12 protein-coding genes and 1 tRNA gene are annotated in these 15,617 nt (G+C 36.9%); 10 read left to right on the forward strand and 3 right to left on the reverse strand.

What is annotated here, in order from left to right; translation table 11 throughout:
* Positions 1 to 54: 54 nt before the first annotated feature.
* A complete protein-coding gene (locus ABWU73_RS03515) occupies positions 55 to 1,071 on the reverse strand; it encodes a substrate-binding domain-containing protein (protein WP_341810296.1) in 1,017 nt (338 codons plus the stop codon).
* Positions 1,072 to 1,212: 141 nt separating this feature from the next.
* On the opposite strand from ABWU73_RS03515, the gene dcd reads away from it, so the two are divergent.
* From dcd to ABWU73_RS03550, 7 genes are all read left to right on the forward strand, one after another.
* The gene (gene dcd, locus ABWU73_RS03520) at positions 1,213 to 1,770 is read left to right on the forward strand and encodes a dCTP deaminase (protein WP_006280485.1); all 558 of its coding nucleotides are present in this window, start codon (positions 1,213 to 1,215) and stop codon (positions 1,768 to 1,770) included.
* 335 nt (positions 1,771 to 2,105) lie between these two features.
* Positions 2,106 to 5,312 carry a glycoside hydrolase TIM-barrel-like domain-containing protein gene (locus ABWU73_RS03525; RefSeq protein WP_265040401.1) on the forward strand — a complete coding sequence of 1,069 codons (3,207 nt, stop codon included), beginning with the start codon at positions 2,106 to 2,108 and terminating at the stop codon, positions 5,310 to 5,312.
* Between the two features lie 57 nt (positions 5,313 to 5,369).
* Entirely contained in the window at positions 5,370 to 6,236 is an 867-nt protein-coding gene (locus ABWU73_RS03530) for a hypothetical protein (protein WP_264329574.1), read from the forward strand.
* Positions 6,237 to 6,630: 394 nt separating this feature from the next.
* Positions 6,631 to 7,794: a multidrug effflux MFS transporter gene (locus ABWU73_RS03535; protein WP_265017884.1), complete on the forward strand. Its 1,164-nt coding sequence runs from the start codon at positions 6,631 to 6,633 to the stop codon at positions 7,792 to 7,794.
* A gap of 132 nt (positions 7,795 to 7,926) precedes the next feature.
* Positions 7,927 to 9,705, forward strand: a complete 1,779-nt coding sequence (locus ABWU73_RS03540; protein ID WP_353285518.1) for an ankyrin repeat domain-containing protein — start codon at positions 7,927 to 7,929, stop codon at positions 9,703 to 9,705.
* A gap of 72 nt (positions 9,706 to 9,777) precedes the next feature.
* The gene (locus ABWU73_RS03545) at positions 9,778 to 10,866 is read left to right on the forward strand and encodes an IS481 family transposase (RefSeq protein ID WP_264329420.1); all 1,089 of its coding nucleotides are present in this window, start codon (positions 9,778 to 9,780) and stop codon (positions 10,864 to 10,866) included.
* Positions 10,867 to 10,909: 43 nt separating this feature from the next.
* Complete coding sequence (locus tag ABWU73_RS03550; RefSeq protein ID WP_341810305.1) at positions 10,910 to 11,683, forward strand: ankyrin repeat domain-containing protein; 774 nt, start codon at positions 10,910 to 10,912, stop codon at positions 11,681 to 11,683.
* A gap of 275 nt (positions 11,684 to 11,958) precedes the next feature.
* On the opposite strand, the gene ABWU73_RS03555 is transcribed toward ABWU73_RS03550, so the two are convergent.
* Positions 11,959 to 12,132 carry a hypothetical protein gene (locus tag ABWU73_RS03555; RefSeq protein ID WP_264329576.1) on the reverse strand — a complete coding sequence of 58 codons (174 nt, stop codon included), beginning with the start codon at positions 12,130 to 12,132 and terminating at the stop codon, positions 11,959 to 11,961.
* A gap of 215 nt (positions 12,133 to 12,347) precedes the next feature.
* On the reverse strand, positions 12,348 to 14,420 hold the full coding sequence (gene tkt / locus ABWU73_RS03560) for a transketolase (RefSeq protein WP_341810298.1): 2,073 nt from the start codon (positions 14,418 to 14,420) through the stop codon (positions 12,348 to 12,350).
* 113 nt (positions 14,421 to 14,533) lie between these two features.
* Between tkt and rpsD the strand changes: the two genes are divergently transcribed.
* The 3 genes from rpsD (at position 14,534) to iscX (ending at position 15,475) form a co-directional block, all read left to right on the forward strand.
* Positions 14,534 to 15,148 (forward strand): 30S ribosomal protein S4, encoded by a 615-nt coding sequence (gene rpsD, locus ABWU73_RS03565; RefSeq protein ID WP_010962555.1) that lies wholly within the window; start codon positions 14,534 to 14,536, stop codon positions 15,146 to 15,148.
* A gap of 9 nt (positions 15,149 to 15,157) precedes the next feature.
* Positions 15,158 to 15,244 (forward strand) — tRNA-Leu (locus tag ABWU73_RS03570).
* 30 nt (positions 15,245 to 15,274) lie between these two features.
* Positions 15,275 to 15,475: a Fe-S cluster assembly protein IscX gene (gene iscX, locus ABWU73_RS03575; protein WP_010962556.1), complete on the forward strand. Its 201-nt coding sequence runs from the start codon at positions 15,275 to 15,277 to the stop codon at positions 15,473 to 15,475.
* The last annotated feature ends 142 nt before the right edge of the window (positions 15,476 to 15,617 follow it).

Raw genomic sequence — 15,617 nt, forward strand, 5'->3', positions numbered from 1 at the left:
CGCCGCGCTGGGTCTGACTACGCTAGAACAAAGAATATAAAAGAAACGTTGCCGTCACGTTATATCATAAACCTTTGCTGAAGCTTTCTTTATATCTTCACTTGAAAGTGGAATTAGACCAAGCCTAGATAGGTACCCATCTTCAATGCTGATCGAATCTATAATTTCTTTTACGAATTCTCTTAATCCATCAACAGTATCCAAGTGTTCCCTCTTTATGTAAAGGTATAGAGGTCTTGCTAATATATATTTTCCCGATGATATATTTTCGTAAGTTGGCTCAATTCCTGCAATTGTGCTCCCTTGTATTTTATCTTGATTCCTCATTAAAAAGCTGAAACTAAATATCCCTAAGGCGTTCTTGTTACTTTTCAATTTTTGTATTATTATATTTTCATTAATTCCAACTTCTATATACCTTCCGTCATCCCTTATATTACCACATGCTTTCTTTCTTTCTTCCTGATCTTTATAATTCTCTTTGAAAATTCTCGAGTTCATGCATGAATATTGATCAAGCATAATAGAATTAACCAAAGTTTCGTATGTACCTGTATTTTGATGTGGACCATAAATTTCAATTTCTGTTTTTGGTAAGGCTTGATTGACATTAGACCAAAACTTCTTATTATTTTTTACTAATTTATCATTTTCTTGAGAATATGCAGATAAAGTTTCAAATAAGTCCTTCTTTGTGAAATCAAATCTATGGCTTTGATTTGAATTTGCAATGACAACTCCATCATAGCCAATGATGATTTCTATCACTTCATTAATTTTATTCCTTTTACATAGTTCTCTTTCTACTTCCTTCATAGGGCGAGATGAAGTGGTGATGTCTGGAGTGTCTTCCCCTATTCCTGAGCAAAACATTTTGAATCCTGATCCACTTCCTATCGATTCCACAACTGGAGTCTTAAAGGAGAATACACGGTTGAACTCTTCGGCTATAAACGAGATAAAAGGAAAAACAGTTGAAGATCCAACAATTCTGATGTATTTCCTGGCATCAGCATTTGATAGCGGCGTGAATAATACGAATACAAAAATCAGGAGAAAGTTTCTAAGCATTATTTTTAGTTAAGAACATAAATCTAATTATTGTAATAAAAAATCAAACTGAAAAGCTTTAATTGCATGACAAAAGCTACAGTTTACATTTAAATTTTATTTTATATTATTGTAAGTATTACACAACTTTAAGGGGCAATTATGGCAGTTATGCCAGATAAATGGATAAGAGAAAAAGCTGAAAATTTTGGAATGATAGAACCTTTTGTGAACCACAAAAGCAGCAAAGGTGTTATATCTTTCGGACTATCATCTTATGGTTACGATGCAAGAGTGGATAATAAATTTAAAATTTTTACTAACGTTAATTCAGCCATCGTGGACCCTAAAAATTTTTCTGAGAATAGTTTCATAGATAAGGAAACAGACGTATGTATAATTCCACCAAATAGCTTTGTGCTTGCAAGTACAGTGGAATATTTTCGTATACCAAGGAATGTACTGGTCATTTGTGTTGGTAAATCAACTTACGCAAGATGTGGAATTATAGTAAACGTTACTCCCTTAGAACCTGGATGGGAAGGTCATGTCACACTCGAATTCTCAAACACCACTCCACTTCCTGCGAAAATTTACGCTAATGAAGGCGCATGCCAATTCGTATTTTTAAGCGGCGAAAGTGAATGCGAGAAATCATATGATGATATGAAAGGAAAATATATGAATCAGCATGGTATCACTTTGCCGCTGGTGAAGTGATTGCCATGAGAGTGGTAATTTTTCACTTCCGTACTTTTTCATTGTTGCTTACAATAATTATAGCTACACCATGTGCTTTTCTTAATTAAAAACTTCAACTATTCATTGTAAGTTATTGAATTTCCTACTATTTAGTAGCAAATTGTCATCCAAGTGGCTGTAAAACGACAAATTCGTCATTCCGCTACTAGTTAGCGGAATCTATACCGCGAATGAATCGCGGTATGACGGTTCGCGGCGGCATAACGATAAGCTCGTCATCCCGCTGCTTGTTAGCGGCGCGGCGGTATGACGTAGAGCCTACATTAGCTATAGAAACAAAAAGGAGGATTATCATGTCCACAATAATTTTATCATCAATTTTTGGTCAAGCAGGCAGCATTTTTGGGCCAATTGGCCGGATTATCGGCTCAGAACTCGGTGCTCTTCTTGGTGCACAGCTAGATGGGGCAATGTTCGGCCTTGATGCCGAGCAAAAAGTAACGCATGGTGCGAGACTAAAAAATCTGCAAGTTCAAACCTCAACCTACGGCAGAACGATTCCAATTATCTATGGCACTGCTCGTGTTGCAGGGAACATTATTTGGTCACAGCCAATAAAAGAAGAGGCGATAACCACCAAAAGCAAAATTGGAAGAGGTATGAACGTTACATATAATTACTACGCAACGCTTGCAATTGCGATCTGCAAGGGGAAAGTAGAAAAATTAAACAGAATCTGGGCAGATACAACATCACTTAGCTTTGATGAAATAGATTATACTTTTTACAGCGGCAGAGAAGACCAAAATCCTGATCCATTTATGTCATCAATTGAAGGAGAGGGGAATGTGCCGGCTTATAGGGGAATATCTTACATAGTCATCAAGAATTTTCCTTTAGCAGACTATAATAATCATGTTCCGGTATTTACGTTTGAAGTGCAAACTGCAGTAAAGTCAAATGAATTTTCAGTAGCAAAAAATATTCGGAATATCAATATCATACCAGGTTCAGGTGAGTTTGTATATGATACAAAAATACAGAAGAAAATCGCGCAAGAGAAAATAAGCAGCAACCAATATATCCCATATGGGCTGGCGCAAAGGGTAAATCACAACAACCACACTAAAAAGAGCGATGCAATGCTTTCTTTGGATCAATTAAAGGGAGATTTACCAAATGTTGAGTGGGTATCGGTAGTAGTCAATTGGTTTGTGAATGATCTGAACATTAAAGATTGTAAAATATATCCTGCAGTTGAATTTCAAGATGATTCCGCAATATTACCTGATGATTGGCAAGTAGGGGGTGTAACCAGAGATAATGCTCAGCTAATTTCAAAAGATGCGAGTGGAAACCCAAGGTATGGTGGCACAGTTAGTGATGCAGCGTTGATAAGATATATAGAAGAGTTACGCAGCAGAGGCTACAAGGTGATGCTCTATCCAGTGCCCTTGCTTGACACAAAGAACAAAGAGTGGCGAGGAAAATTGAGCGGGACCCCTGGGGATATAAGTGATTTTTTTGAGAATCAATATAACAAATTTATAGAGCATTATGCAAGCATTGCCAAACAGACTAAAGTAGAAGGGTTTATCATCGGTTCTGAATTTGCGCAACTTACCAAAATCAGGGATGAACAAGGGAATTACCCTGCCGTTATAGAGCTGGTCAAGCTTGCAAAACAGATAAAACTTCAGCTTGGGGAAGAAGTAACGGTAACTTACGCTGCTGATTGGAGTGAATACCATTCATATGATGGTTGGTATAATATGGATGAGCTTTGGTCTTCAGAGTACATCGACGTTATTGGCATAGATGCTTATTTTCCACTGACTGATGGGCCAGAGCCTCCTTTTGGTTATTCCGCGGAAGATGTAATGGGTGGTTGGAGCAGTGGAGTGGGGTATGATTATTTCTATGATTACTCAAAGGGTGAGCCTGAAAAAGTAAAGTATAACGACAGCAGGTATGCGTGGAAAAACATAGCAAAATGGTGGAGTGAAACTCACATAAATCCAGGTGGTAGTAAAACGAAATGGCAACCAAAAATGAAAAAAATATGGTTTACTGAGTATGGATTTCCAAGTATGAACGGCTGCACTAATGAGCCAAATGTGTTTGTTGATAAAGGCAGCATAGAGAGCAAATATCCACGATATTCAAACGGAGAGGTGAGCTTTCTTTCGCAAAAAATTGCAATTGAAGGAACGCTAAAGAAGTGGCAAAGCTCGGAAATGGTAGAAAAAATGTTTCTCTGGGCATGGGATGCAAGGCCATTTCCTTATTTCCCCAATTTGTGTGATATGTGGACTGACTGCCATAATTGGCAGACAGGACATTGGATTCAGGGAAAGCTTTCACAGCTTAATATTTCCGATGTTTTATCGGATCTATTACAAAAAGCAGGTTTAAAAAGCGATCAGTTCGATACGAGTGATGTTAAAGGATTATTGTCTGGATATGTAATAAATGACCAGCAATCGGTACGTTCAATTATTAAAATGCTGCAAAGTTGCTATTTTTTTGATGTGGTTGAACAGGACTCTAAACTGAAATTTGTCCAAAAGGGCAGGGGAGTTACAACTGTAATGCCAATTGGTGAAACGGTTTTCAGTAACAATTCAAAACTTGCTAATATCAGTCAATTAGATTTAAACAATAAAGTTAACGTCGTTTATTTTAATCGCAATTTTGGCTATCCAATTGATGTTAAATATGCTGAGTTGCCAAAGCAAGGCGCTGCTATAACAGTTGAAATACCGCTCATTATGGAGGAGGGAGAGGCGCAAAATATAGCTGAGGTTTTACTTTATTCTTCGTGGCAAGAGAGAAATATATACAATTTCAAGCTGCCGATAAAATATGCGTGGCTTGTGCCAAGTGATGTAATAACGATTTTAGACGGTGAGAAAAAGCATACGGTGAGAATTATAAAAACAAAATTCGAAAGCATGTCCATTCAAGTAATTGGCGTTGGTTATGATCACTCTATATATAAGCTTTCTTTTCCTTCAACAAGGTCACTTATGCTGAAGGAATACCCTCCTTCTCATATCAGCAAAACCATCGTAGAAATGATAGATTTACCGGATATTAAAGGTAATAGTGCAAGCTTTACTTTAATTAGTGAGGAAAAGAATTGGAAAGGAGCAACACTCTTTATTTCGTACAACGATAAGGATTATAAGCCTATCGCAAACACAAACAAGCAGTCTACTTACGGATATGTAATGGAATCTACCGACGAGGGGCTTATAGTAGTGCTACGTTTTGGTAAGCTGCTAGGAATTATCGATTCAAATTCAGCATTAATCGGAAAAGAGGTAATAAAATTCCAGAGTGCTGAACTTATAGATAAAAATAAATATAAGCTTAGTAACCTAATCAGAGGACAAGAAGGTACTAAAGAGACTGCAGGTGAAAAATTTGTTCTACTTGATGATTCAATAATATCTTTCGAAGTGCAAAGGGGAAAAAAGTTTTACCTAAAAGCAGTGACTTACGGTGACTCGCTGGAAAATACGGAAGTGAAAGTGATAAATTCATTTAGTAATTGAAATTTAATAAAGTAAGTGCTAGAATTAATATACAGGTATTAATGGTAGAGATATAACATGTCAAAGGAAATGGTCAATGCGTTGAAAGCTGAAGTGAAGAAGCTCAAATATGCTGATTTCAAAGCTAACACTTGGGGCGAAGCAATTTCTGGTGAGGGAACATATAAGGATCTTAATAGAACACACGGCCTTGCTATTAACGGACAAAAAATAACTAACGAATTTATTAACGATCTGTATTCAAACCATAAAAATCTAATTCTACGGGATGAAAACGGAAAAAGGAATTATCGTCCATTTCTCAGACAAATTTTTACAGAAATGTTTAAACACGTTGGTGCAACAATTCCCAATAACTCTATTATTGAGGAGTTAATAAATAACTATTATCAGGGCGGATATACTCATTTTCTTCCTAATGATATGAATCAAGCTCTTGGATCTTTTCATTTGTCAACGCAAAGCAACTGTGTGACAAGAGAGTATATTATGGATTGTCGTGAACCCAATTGTATAAAGCTTAGTTTTAGCATGAAATATACAAAAATGCTTAACTATGATGATTGTACATATATCGAAACACCAGGTTTTTGCAGTTCAGCGGAGTTTAAACTGAAATGTGAAGATAAAAATGTAACATATGAAGATGGTAAAGTACTTCTTACCATTCCTAAAGAGTTAGAGGACTATAAAGCTGGTGATGACGGTTTGTTTGATAAGCTTACTTATATTATAAATAAGCTTATTGAGTATTTCAAAAAACTTTGTGAGAAATTGGGCTTTGAGTTTGATACAAGAATAGAGTACGATCCTGAGCGTAATATAAAAATAGAGCATAATCTTGGTGAACCACTAAAGGTAGTAAGTGAGGCAAATGCATCTTCTGTTGAAGACTTAAAGCTTAAAGTGAATAATCAAAGGTAAGATATTGAAATTCGTGCTTTTCATGATTTTAGCTTAAGATTTCAGTGTCAAAGCACATAACTGTACGAACATTGTGATTTGAATCCACTAGGAGGGTGTCATCTAAGTAGCCTCCTTCTCCTGTCATCCCAGTGCCATGACTACTTGGATCCAGAAACTTAATTGCAAGTAAGTAAACTGCTTTGATGAAATTGTATAATGGAAACTAGATCCAAGTAGTCATGGCACTGCCCTACTGGATAGAGCCTTCACAGGCTTTTTCTTGAATAGCTACTCTTAATTTCAGTAGTTAATTTAATATACTAATGAAAAAAATACATTATAATTAAGTATATTTAATCCAGTAAATCATTAAGTGAAAACAGCTCTTTCGCAAAATATCATCTCTCTTATTATGATATTGTCTGTAGCAATTGTCGATATGGCAACTGACCTATACTCAGTTGCACTACCAAGCATTGCCAATTATTTTAAAGTAGAAGGCAGTGTAGTGCAGCTTACAATTAGCTTAAATCTAGTTGGATTTGCGGTATCTGGCTTAATTTATGGTCCATTATCGGACCATTATGGTAGGCGTCCAATGATGCTGATTGGTATGACAATTTTTACTTTGGCAAGTGTCATGTGTTATATAGCCGACAGTATTATGCTCTTGATACTAATTCGCTTCATACAAGGGGCAGGAGCTGGTGTTGCAGGTGTTGTTGGGTATGCAGCAATAAGGGATATGTACTCGGGTAGTGAATACTCGAGAGTAATTTCAAAATTAAATATGGTTGTGGCACTCTCACCTGGAATAGCTCCAGTGGTGGGCAGTTATATAATTTCACATGGGTATCATTGGAAATTTTTGTTTTTTATTATGTCACTCGCGGCAATTGCTATACTTATTTTTATCTGCTTTAAGTTACAAGAAACACTCACTGTAAATAAAAATGAAACCAGTATAACTAACATAACTACTAATATCTTCAAGCAATATATATCAATATTTAGAAATTATCGTTTCCTTGGGTTTTCAGCCATTCATGGATTAACTTTCATGTGGCTTTGGGCATACATTGCTAACTACCCGTTCATATTTGAATCGATGGGCATTGAAGTACAGTATTTTGGCTACCTCATATCGATCATAGTCATATTTTACATAATTGGAACTTTAATTAATAGAAGGTATGTACCAAAAGTAGGGGTTAGCAAAATGCTAATAATAGGTTTGGTGTTACCGATAATATCCGATAGTTTATTGGTATATTTTTATTTCGCGGACAAGTTGAATATATTCATTCTTCAAACTGCTTGGATTCCAGCCAATATCGGACTTGCATTAATAATAAGCAATAACGTAACTTCTGCTTTAGAAACGATCAAAGGTATAGGGCTTGGTAGTGCAGTCCTCTCATTCTGCAATATGATATTTGGGGCTATTGGAATATATATAGTAGGAAAATTTTTTCGCTATGGTATTTTACCAAATTTACTATTAACAATAGCATGCTCTACAATTGCAATTCTTATGTACAGCCAGCTCAAATGTACTGAAAAACACAGGGAATAACCATTATTTGCGTGATCCAGAGCTCATGGGTTATTAATGACTTTATCATGATAATATAATTTTACAGGGGGTGAGAGCTCATAGATTATTAACGACTTTATCATAACAATATAGTTTTACAGGAGGTATGGGATGAGTAATTTACAAAGTATAAATAATGATTGGTTTTCTGCTGTTATAAAAGGTAATACTAATAAAGTAAAGCGTCTAATAAGTGAAGGAGCTGAGGTTAATGCAGTAGATGAATATAACATGACTCCTTTACATTATGCTGCTACGAATGGCGATGCAGAGATAGTAAAAGATCTATTGGATAATGGGGCAGATGTTAATGCAGTAGGTCAAGATGAAAAGACTCCTTTACATTGGGCTGCTGCACATGGCCGTAAAGATGCAGTAGATGCCCTACTGAAAGTAAAAGGGATCGATGTTAATGCACAAGATAAAGATGGAAAGACTCCTTTACATTGGGCTGTTGAAAATGGCCATAAAGAGGAAGTAGAAATTTTACTAAGTAATGGGGCAAATGTTAATGCAGTAGATAAAGGTGGAAAGACTTCTTTACATTGGGCTGTTGAAAATGGCCATAAAGAGGAAGTAGAAATTTTACTAAGTAATGGGGCAAATGTTAATGCAGTAGATAAAGGTGGAAAGACTTCTTTACATTGGGTTGCTGAAAATGGCCATAAAGAAGTAGCAGAAGCCCTACTGCAAGTAAAAGGGATCGATGTTGATGCACAAGATAAAGATGGAAAGACTCCTTTACACTTTGCTGCTGAAAGTGGTTATCAGCAGGTGGTGCAAGCTCTATTGGATAAAGGGGCAGATGTTAATGCAGTAGATGATGATGGAAAGACTCCTCTACATTGGGCTGCTGAAAATGGCCATGCAGAGATAGTAAAAGATCTATTGGACAAAGGGGCAAATGTTAATGCAGAGGATGATAATGGAAATACTCCTTTAGGTTTAGCCGCTGATGAAGAAATAAAAACTCTATTGCAATCCGCAGAAGAATCTGATGATGCTAGTCCAGTATTGCAAGATGATGAAGAAGAAAGCCAAGTTCCACAAAATGCTGCTTTATTTGAGGCTGTTGAAAGAGGTGATATTGATGGATTAAAGCGTCTAATAAGTGAAGGAGCAGATGTTAATGCTTTAGATGGAAACAGATTTACTCCTTTACGGCATGCTATTGCCAAAGGAAACAAAGATATGGTCTCGCTTTTAATTGATAGCAAAGCAGATGTTAATGCACAGTCTGAAACTGGACGCGCTCTTTTACATGTTGCTGTTGACGAAGCCAACAAAACGCAACCACTCGATACAAGCATAATAGAAGCTCTATTAAAAGTAGAAGGAATCAACGTTAATGCAGTAGATAAAGATGGAAAGACTCCTTTACATGAAGCTGCTAAAAGTTACAATCAGCAAATAGTAACAGTTCTATTAGAAGCAAAAGGAATTTATGTTACTCCACTAGATAATACTCGCAGCACTCCTTTAAATCTTGCCTCTCAACAAGGCAGGCAACATATAGTAAAAATTCTAGAAGAAACGCAAAAGGACATCGAAGCTTTGTATTCAGCCGTTAAAAGTGATAATTATGAGGAAGTTCAAAGTCTATTAAGTAAAAAAGTAAACGTTAATTCAATAGACAACGATGGAAAAACTCTTTTACATTTTGCTGCTATAAAGGGCAATGTAGAAATAGTAAGAGCTCTAATACAAACAGGGGCAGATGTTAATATAGCAGATAAAGATGGAAGGGTTCCTTTATTTGAAGCTGCTTTCTATGGTCATAAAGATGCAACTGAAGTTTTATTAAATAATGGAGCAAAGGTTGATACAGTAATGGAATCACTTCTTCAGAGTATGATGGAATATAATTACAATAGTAGCCATAAAGTGTAATAGTTCAGACTTGATCTGACAGGCGAACAAAGTAAGATAAAAATATGAATAAATTTTAAAGGAGTGTCAGATATGAGTACAACACAAGAAAAAATACTAAAACCAAAGTTGGGATTGCTAGAACTTGCAAAGCAATTAGGAAATGTATCACAGGCGTGTAAGGTAATGGGATATTCAAGGGATACATTTTACCGCTTCAAAGAACTGTATGAAAAAGGAGGAGAAGAGGCTTTACACGAGATAAGCAAAAGCAAGCCATTATATGCAAATAGGGTATCGGAGGATATAGAAAAAGCAGTAATTGAAATAGCAATAGAATTTCCAGCGTATGGACAAGAAAGAGCAGCAAACGAACTGAAAAAGAGAGGAATTCTCATCTCTGCAAGTGGAATAAGATCAGTGTGGCAAAGAAACGATCTTGAGAATTTCAAAAAGAGGTTAAAGGCATTAGAAGCAAAAGTAGCTCAAGATGGCATTATCTTAACAGAAGAGCAGATAACAGCTCTAGAGAAGGCTAAGGAAGAAAAAGAGGCCCATGGAGAAATTGAAACAGAACATCCAGGATACTTGGGTAGCCAAGATAGCTATTATGTGGGTAATATCAAAGGTATTGGACGAATTTACCAACAAACCTTTGTTGATACCTACTCTAGAGTTGCTTTTGCTAAGCTTTATACAGAAAGGACTGCTATTACAGCTGCAGACCTTCTCAATGATAGGGTGATACCGTTTTTTGATGAACAGAAAGTATCATTGCTACGCATTTTGACGGATCGTGGTACAGAGTACTGTGGCAGACCTGAAAATCACGCTTACCAGCTGTATTTGGGGGTAGAAAATATTGATCATTCTCGAACCAAAGCTCGTTCTCCACAAACTAATGGCATCTGTGAAAGGTTCCACAGAACTATGCAAGATGAATGCTACAATATTATCTTCAGAAAGAAAATTTACACCTCTTTGGCAGAGCTTCAGCTAGATGTAGACCATTGGGTGCATTCTTACAATAGATCTCGACCGCATTCAGGTAAATATTGCTATGGTAAGACACCTATGCAAACCTTTTTTGATAGTATGCATATTGCTTATCAGAAAAATATTGATAGCATTAAACAGGATGCTGATTTTGGTTTTGACTTTGTCAATTCTTCTGTCAGTTAATTCACGCCTGTCAGATCAAGTCTGAACTATTACACATAAAGATATAGTTAAAGCTTTATTAAACAAGGGAGCAAATGCTGATGCAGTAGATTCATATGGACATACTCTTTTGCATTGGGCTGCTAGAGAAGGTTATACGGATATAGCAGAACTTTTATTAGAAAAAGGAGCGAATGTTAATATACAAGATAACGATCTATGGACTCCTTTACATTTTGCTACAAAAAATAAAGTGTTTATGGGTTATGCAGATCGTCCAGCAAACGCCTCTGCGGAAACAGTAAAATTCTTAATAAAAAAAGGAGCAGATGTTAATATAGAAAATGAAGATGGAAATACTCCTTTCAAATTAGCCACTGATGAAGGAATAAAAACTCTATTGCAACCAGCAGAAAAATCTGATGATAGTTCAGCGGGTGGATCATCGACAGATAGTGAAGGGGGTCAAGAGGAAGAAAAACGAGTAGGTGATGATACTGAACTACAATCAGATAATAGCAAAGAAGGGGAAAAAACCAGCACCACCAGTGCAGAACAAGGAACTGATGTACAAGACAACGATGTAGGTCCTGTTGCTTCCACAGAACCTGCACAAACAGAAGAACAGCCGAGCTCTTTTTTTGGTAGTTTGTTTAGTATACTTATGAAGCCTTTTTCATTAATTGCATCATTTTTTGGTGGTTTTTTTTCATGGTTGTTTGGGTCTGACGAAGAAAAGTCTGACACACAACCTTATGATGATTCTTCTTCACCTGGGGTCGATCAATCAGTTGAACAAAATAATGGTGATCATAATGACCAGAGCAATGTGATTTGATAGTGATCTTCTACCGGAAAAGGTGTCATCCCAGTGCTTGACACTGGGATGGCTTTGTTGCATCGCTAGCTATGATGGATTAAAGATAAAAAAGATAGGGAATATCAGTAGCTTATTATTCTGGTATTTATAACAAGAACGGTCAATGAATACCTAAATTTGAGTAAAAGAAATTTCACTACCATTTACCAATCCGGCTAAAGTTCAAGAATTTCAATGCTTTAGCTATTTTCAATAGAATTAAATTTATTAATATAAATAACAAATTACTATTCTTAAATTTGATCAGATTGATTGCAAAAAAACAAGATTTTCAATAGGTTGCTTATAATCCTAACTATAGTTAGCCTTTCATAAGTAGCGATGCAACAAAGCCATTCCAGTGTCAAGTGCTGGAATGACATCCTCTCTAAGTAGCCTCCTTCTCCTGTTATCCCAGTGCGTGACACTGGGATCTCATTTTACTTTATGATGATGTCATGAAAGTAGCTGACATTGGGATCCAGAAGACTTAATTTCAACCAAATAATAAAGGCTAGATCCCAGTGTCACGCACTGGGATGACAAAAAAAGGAGCACTGGAATGACACCATCTTGGATGGAAATAACGTCACGCGCTGGAATGACAAAGAAGAGTGGGCTTTCATATGGTTATGCAAGAGGTTTACTGAATGCAACCTAACTTCTCACACACACATTTTACCACATGATCAGCGTTGATATTAAAATGCTCATAAAGTGTTTTATAAGGTGCTGATTCTCCGAAGCTTTTCATGCCAATAAATATACCGTTTGAACCTATGTATTTATGCCAACCCATTTCACTTCCGGCTTCAATTGCAACTTTAATGCTGTCATTATTTAATATTGCCGCTTTATATTCATCGCTTTGCTCGTCAAAAAGCCTCCAGCATGGCATAGAAACAATCCTTGTACCTATACCCTTTTCCTGCAATTTCTCCCTTGCTTCAACTGCAATTTCAACCTCGGACCCCGTAGCAAATATCGTCACTTTTAATTCTTTTGAACATTCACACAAAATATATGCACCAAACTTCGATAAATTAGCAGATTGATCGATATCAGAGTAGAACTTGCGCATGTAACTTACGTTTTGCCTTGAGAGCGCAAACAGTGCTGGAGATTCTTTCTTTTCGAGTGCAATGCTAACACACTCCAGAGTTTCAACTGCATCGGCTGGCCTAAAAACATATAGATTTGGTATAGCACGCAAAGAGGCTAAATGCTCTATTGGCTGATGAGTCGGGCCATCTTCTCCCACTCCAATTGAGTCGTGAGTCATGACATACATAACCTGCTGCTTCATCAGAGCTGAAAGACGTATAGCAGGACGACAATAGTCGGAAAATACCAAAAAAGTGCCGCCATAAGGAAGAATCGCGCCGTGAAGTGCCATACCATTCATACATGCTGCCATAGCGTGCTCTCTCACTCCATAGTGGACATAAGAGCCACTATAATTATTGCTATTTATTACCTGCATGTGCTCATATTTAGTGCAATTTGACCCGGTAAGATCAGCAGAACCGCCGATTAATTCCGGCATAGACTCAGTTAAAAGTTCCATTACTCTGCCGAAAGAAGATCGAGTAGCTTCGTTTGGCATTAGCTCACATATTTGTTTCTTCAGGTCAGCTAAAACACCAGCGATATTATCTGGTAGATGTTTATCTAACCGTCTTTGAAGTTCTGCATGATACCCTGTCATCCCATCATTCTCTTCTGTCATCCCAGTACTCTCTCTTGTCATCCCAGTGCTTGACACTGGGATCCATTCTTTTTCTTCTTTCCTGGATTCCAGCGTCACGCGCTGGAATGACATCGTGTAGTTTTGTTTTGCTCTCTCAACAGTTTTCTTCCAGGCATTTTTCACATCTTCTGGTACATGGAATGGTTCATAATTCCAGTTTAATTTCTCTCTCATCTGTTTTATGTCTTCCTCCGAAAAAGCACCACTGTGAGCAGAGGATGTGCCAGCACGGCTTGAAAATTTTCCGATAATAGTTTTGCAGCAGATCATTGTAGGTTTATCAGACTTTTTTGCTTGCTCTATTGCAAGGGATATGGCATCAAAATCATGGCCATCAATTTTGTCAACATTCCATCCATACGCTAAGAAGCGTTTCTCTACATCGTCAGAACAGGAAAGGCAAGTAGCGCCATCTATAGAAATATCATTATCATCAAAAAGAGCTATAAGCTTATTCAATTTAAGATGCCCAGCAAGTGATGCTGCTTCATGGCTTATTCCTTCCATAAGACAGCCATCCCCTAGCATCACATAAGTGTAGTGATTGATTCTAAACTGCTTTTCAAGTATCGATTCAGCAAGTGCCATGCCAACAGCAGTGGCAAACCCCTGACCGAGCGGGCCTGTTGTTGCCTCTACCCCGGAAGTCAAGCCGAACTCTGGATGACCTGGGGTCTTGGATCCCATTTGTCTGAAGTTTTTTAGCTCATCTACGCTAATATAACCTGTCAAATATAATATTGAGTATAGTAACATTGACCCATGACCGTTTGATAAAACAAAGCGATCTCTATTGAACCATTTAGAATCATCAGGATTATGATTCAGATATTTAGCAAACAAAACAGTTGCAACATCTGCCATGCCAAGTGGCATACCTGGGTGTCCAGAGTTTGCTTTTTGTACTGCATCAATTGATAAAAAACGGATGGCGTTTGCCATAGATTTTAAATGTGAATGATTCATGTGTTAATAGAAAAACTTAAAAATGAAGTATAAAAGATTATATCAGCAAAAACAAGTTGACACTGAGTGCTAAAATCCTTAATAATCTAAAGTTAAATCGTGAGAGTTTTTATATGACAACTGTTATCACTAGAAAGTATAGGATTAGCCGTAGACTTGGTGTAAATTTATGGGGTAGAGCTAAAGACCCAGTAAACAAAAGGAAATACCCTCCAGGTCAACATGGTATTCTTGGATTCAAGAAGTTATCCGACTTTGGTAAGCAGTTTGCTGCGCATAAGAAATTTAAGTTTTACTACGCGATTTCAAGTAAGCAGCTCAGACGTACATTTTTAGATGCTTATAACAGAAAGGGTTATACGGCTGATAATTTTATCGGTATCTTAGAATCGAGATTAAGTTCTGTTTTATACCACTCTGGTCTTGTTCCAACAATTTACTCAGCAAAGCAGCTCATATCTCACAAGCACGTTACAGTTAATGATAAGGTGGTTAACATATCGAGTTATCGAGTGAAGCCAGGTGATATAATAAAAATAAGAGAAAGGGCAGCAAAAATCCCTGTAGTAGTAGAGGCTGAACAAAAACAAGAGCGCAAGGCTCCGGATTATTTAGAAGCAGATAGTAAAGAGCATTCAGTGAAGTATTTGAGGTCACCTCAATATTCTGAGGTTCCTTATTCAGCAGACATGGAAGTCAATTTAGTAGTAGAGTTTTACTCTAGATAGATAAAAAAAGCCCGTGTGGCGGAATCGGTAGACGCAGCGGACTTAAAATCCGTGGGTTTTGCGACCTTGGGAGTTCAAGTCTCCCCATGGGCACCAATTTAACTTAGCAGATAAATACAAAAAAGTATGAAATGGCTTGATATAGAAGATATTGTAGAAGCTCTGGAAGAAAAATTTCCAGATGAGAATATAATTAGTATTAGATTCACTGAGCTTAAAAAAAAGGTATTGAGTTTAGAGGAATTTGATGATGATGAAAAACGCTGTAACGAAAAAATACTCGAAGCTATTCAAGCAGCTTGGATTGAGGAAAGATTAACTGCATAGCAATAAACCATACGCAAACGTGATTTCTATTGCAATTTGCATATTGATTATGCTATTTTTTGGATCTAGCCTGGCAAGTTAATAATAATTTAACCAATTACAATTAAAACAGCTATAAGAGGTTGTCCGGAAACTAGTAAAT

Source organism: Wolbachia endosymbiont (group A) of Andrena helvola (assembly GCF_964028415.1).
GTDB lineage: Bacteria > Pseudomonadota > Alphaproteobacteria > Rickettsiales > Anaplasmataceae > Wolbachia > Wolbachia pipientis.

Bases quoted from the DNA above. Each gene is read 5' to 3' on its own strand.
- dcd (WP_006280485.1), top strand. From the start codon at position 1,213: ATGGCAGTTATGCCAGATAAATGGATAAGAGAAAAAGCTGAAAATTTT.
- ABWU73_RS03535 (WP_265017884.1), top strand. From the start codon at position 6,631: ATGATATTGTCTGTAGCAATTGTCGATATGGCAACTGACCTATACTCA.
- tkt (WP_341810298.1), bottom strand. From the start codon at position 14,420: ATGAATCATTCACATTTAAAATCTATGGCAAACGCCATCCGTTTTTTA.
- iscX (WP_010962556.1), top strand. From the start codon at position 15,275: ATGAAATGGCTTGATATAGAAGATATTGTAGAAGCTCTGGAAGAAAAA.
- ABWU73_RS03545 (WP_264329420.1), top strand. From the start codon at position 9,778: ATGAGTACAACACAAGAAAAAATACTAAAACCAAAGTTGGGATTGCTA.
- ABWU73_RS03530 (WP_264329574.1), top strand. From the start codon at position 5,370: ATGTCAAAGGAAATGGTCAATGCGTTGAAAGCTGAAGTGAAGAAGCTC.
- ABWU73_RS03525 (WP_265040401.1), top strand. From the start codon at position 2,106: ATGTCCACAATAATTTTATCATCAATTTTTGGTCAAGCAGGCAGCATT.
- ABWU73_RS03515 (WP_341810296.1), bottom strand. From the start codon at position 1,071: ATGCTTAGAAACTTTCTCCTGATTTTTGTATTCGTATTATTCACGCCG.
- rpsD (WP_010962555.1), top strand. From the start codon at position 14,534: ATGACAACTGTTATCACTAGAAAGTATAGGATTAGCCGTAGACTTGGT.
- ABWU73_RS03540 (WP_353285518.1), top strand. From the start codon at position 7,927: ATGAGTAATTTACAAAGTATAAATAATGATTGGTTTTCTGCTGTTATA.